Origin of the sequence: Clostridium sartagoforme AAU1 (assembly GCF_000401215.1) — a bacterium.
GTDB classification, from domain to species: domain Bacteria; phylum Bacillota; class Clostridia; order Clostridiales; family Clostridiaceae; genus Clostridium; species Clostridium sartagoforme.
On sequence record NZ_ASRV01000210.1, the window covers coordinates 1 to 856 of the forward strand.

2 protein-coding genes are annotated in these 856 nt (G+C 23.9%); both read right to left on the reverse strand.

Annotated features, from left to right (window positions below; genetic code table 11):
• Window positions 1-11: 11 nt before the first annotated feature.
• Complete coding sequence (locus tag A500_RS16810) at window positions 12-566, reverse strand: hypothetical protein (protein ID WP_016208767.1); 555 nt, start codon at window positions 564-566, stop codon at window positions 12-14.
• 12 nt (window positions 567-578) lie between these two features.
• A partial coding sequence (locus tag A500_RS16815; protein ID WP_040437084.1) for a hypothetical protein occupies window positions 579-856 on the reverse strand: 278 nt, incomplete at its 5' end.

The following is an 856-nucleotide window of genomic DNA, read 5'->3' on the forward strand; positions in this document are numbered from 1 at the left end:
TAACTTTTATTTTATAGTATTATATCTATATAAGCTTCTATACGCTTTGCCCCTCCTCCACTAGGCCCACTACCAATTACAGTATTGTTATTAACTCTATACTTATATAACTTATAACTATAACCTATATCTATGTTTTTGGAATTAAACACCTCTTTATCAAAGCTTATTCCTTTAGATACTTCAAATACATATTCTCTTTCTTCATTAGGGTCAAAGAAAGAACTATAATTATATTTATCTCCTGGCTTAAGATTTAATAGTGCTTTTCTTTCATCATTGTCATATCCATTAAATATAGGAGCTCCTTGAGAAGTCCCAGTAAACTGCAAACTTATATTATTAAAACTAGCATAATAATCACTAGTATTCTTTATACTTATTTTTATCTTATATATATTATCATCTTCTTCTAATCCAACATAATTTATCTCTGGCACACCCTGTTCAAAATCAACAGAATTACTATACAAAACTTTATCTCCTAAAATAAATTTAAATCCTAAAATAAAGATAAGGCTAAAAAGAAAAATACTTATACTTACTTTTATAAATTTTTTATTCATTTTAATCTCCTCCTAAGCTAAATCTTTATTTTTATAAATTCTTAAAGAAATATAAAGAGATATTATAAATAACGTTAATCCTATACCAAATATAAGAATCAAGTATACATTCATTGACATAATTTTATAATCATAATTTTTTAAATTAAATATTTTAAAAATTAAAGTCCCTATTTTTCTTGAAAAACTTATAAGTAATGTTTCTTTTCCTGTATTTATAAATTCATAAGCACTAGTATTTTTATAAGTCATATATCCTACAAATATTGTTATAATGGGTGCAGCAATCC